General features: G+C 46.7%; 3 protein-coding genes. 2 read left to right on the top strand and 1 reads right to left on the bottom strand.

Annotated features, from left to right (window positions below; genetic code table 11):
- Positions 1-692: TolC family protein (locus tag ACYVRH_RS11965; protein WP_461257145.1), on the top strand; the 692-nt coding region annotated here is incomplete at its 5' end.
- A 23-nt stretch (positions 693-715) separates the two neighbouring features.
- The gene (locus tag ACYVRH_RS11960) at positions 716-1,678 is read left to right on the top strand and encodes an efflux RND transporter periplasmic adaptor subunit (protein WP_461257144.1); all 963 of its coding nucleotides are present in this window, start codon (positions 716-718) and stop codon (positions 1,676-1,678) included.
- Positions 1,679-1,902: 224 nt separating this feature from the next.
- Here ACYVRH_RS11960 and ACYVRH_RS11955 read toward each other — a convergent pair whose 3' ends face one another.
- Complete coding sequence (locus ACYVRH_RS11955) at positions 1,903-2,103, bottom strand: hypothetical protein (RefSeq protein WP_461257143.1); 201 nt, start codon at positions 2,101-2,103, stop codon at positions 1,903-1,905.
- Positions 2,104-2,211: the final 108 nt, after the last annotated feature.

Here is a 2,211-nt window from a genome sequence, read left to right as displayed (position 1 = left end):
AAAACGCATACGAAAACGTAATGGATTCATTTAAGGCTTTATTGGGTATGCCTGTGGAACAAGATATATCATTGCAGGGATCACTTGATATTACTGGCAAAACAGACATCACAGCCAACAGCCGGACAGTACAAAAAGAATCCCTTGAGACGGCGGCATTGTTAAAATCCATTAAAACTCTGGAGATTCAACGGGATGCAGTCAGAAATAACGCATACGTACCAAACCTAAGGCTTTCGTGGAATTCCATGCCGCTTTACACCAATGATACGTGGCGAGACAACTCAGGTTCATTTTCCGTAACTCTCAGCATGTACCTCGATAATTTTCTCCCTTGGTCAAACTCCCGGACGCAAATTGACAATATTAATGACAATATCAGTTCGACGCAAATACGCTTGAGTGAATCTTCGCAAAACAGGGAAAACAGAATAAACCAACTTTTGCGTACTATTGAAAGTACAAGCGAAACCATTGAGATACTGAAACTCAACGTAGAACTGGCGCAAACAACATACGATCTGTATGCGGATGCGTACCGCAGGGGCGCAATGGATTACCAGCGGTTGCGTGATTCGGGCGACAGTCTCTTGCAGGCGCAGAATCAGGTACGGCAGGAACAGTACAATTTGATTTCCGCTATTCTTGATTTGGAAAAAGAACTAAATGTTCCATTTGGAACTTTAAGATAACGGACTTATGAGAGGAGGATTGCATGAAAAAGAAATGGATTATTATAATTGTACTGCTCGTTGCAGTAGGACTGGCTTTCGTCCCGTCTCTGTTGGCGGGGTTAAACGCCCCGAAAATTGTGAGCGGTCCCGGCAGACCGGGCGGCTCTGGCAAGCCGGGCGGGGCAAAAAATACGGCAACCATATTCGCCGTCAGAACGGAAGACGCGCAAATACGCAGTCTTCAGGCGTATATCGAGGTAAACGGCAACATTGTCAGCGAACAGCAAGTGGCGGTTGTGCCTGATTCTGGGGGAAAGCTTACCTCCATGCAGGTCGCTTTAGGTAGCCGAGTGCAAAGAGGTACGCTTGTAGCGCAGGTCGATCCTTCAAGACCCGGAGCGGTGTATTCCCTCAGCCCTGTTTATGCGCCGGTATCTGGCATCGTTGTAACAAGCCCGACAGCCGTGGGTTCCACAGTCTCTACCGCTACCGCGCTTTTTACCATATCCGTGTCTGACAGCGTAGAAATAGAAGCGAATATCCCCGAACGGGAAGTAGGACAGCTCCGTATCGGATTAACGGCGGAAGTGCGGTTTGAAGCGTTCCCCGGCGAAGTCTTTACGGCGGAATTAAGACAGCTTTCCCCGGTGGTTGATCCTGTTTCGCGGACAAAAAAAATTACCCTGCGCCTGCTGAAAAACGAAAGCCGTATCAATCCGGGAATGTTCGCTCGCATTAAACTCAATACCCGAATGTATGAAAACGTGGTATCCATACCAAAGGACGCCGTAATCGAAGCAAGGGACAAAACCGTAGTGTATGTTCTGGATAACGGCGATAGTGAAACGCTCCGCGTGTCCATGAGGGAAGTAGAAACCGGAGTAAGCATAGACAATGAACTGGAAATAAAGAGCGGACTTAACGCCGGAGAAAAAGTCGTTGTGCAGGGACAGCAGTTTCTTACGGACGGCGCGGCGGTCAGACTGCTTGGAAACAGGAATTAAGGGGGAGGATCAAGGATCAGGGGCTGAGGTAAGAAGAAAACCTCTCGCGGTAACTATACGGTGCTGTAGGCTTTGACAAGCTCATCGTCTTTTTCAACTGTCTCTTGCATATCTTTAACAATAGCGCTAAGGCCGGCGAGGCGAATCCTCATGAGTTCTTGTTTTGTCATTGGACGTGTTTTTCCATCTGCTTCCGCATATAAATTGCAGTAATAAAGACATAGTTATCCTCCTATAATCCACTTTACGATAACATCAACGATAACGATAAAACCTAAAGCACTTGAAATAAGCACGATTGTTTCCAAGACTGAGATAAATTTGCTTGCAGGTTTTGGCATTGTGTCCGCCACTTGCCGCATAATATCATTCAGCTTTTCAAGCGTTTTATTTATGGCGGTTAAACTGCCCACTACGTTATCCATGCTTCAAATATACCGCTTTTGGAGCAAAAAGGCAAACGGCTAAAATGCCTCATTACCGCTAGAAGATGTATGCCAAATAAACTTCTTGAGTACAGGCGGGCAGGCTGC

This window comes from Treponema sp. R80B11-R83G3, assembly GCF_054786115.1.
Note: the sequence above shows the minus strand (reverse complement) of the source record. Positions and strands in the feature narration are given on the sequence as shown.

Excerpts from the sequence above, each read along its gene's own strand:
- ACYVRH_RS11960 (WP_461257144.1), top strand. The coding sequence starts at position 716 with ATGAAAAAGAAATGGATTATTATAATTGTACTGCTCGTTGCAGTAGGA.
- ACYVRH_RS11955 (WP_461257143.1), bottom strand. The coding sequence starts at position 2,103 with ATGGATAACGTAGTGGGCAGTTTAACCGCCATAAATAAAACGCTTGAA.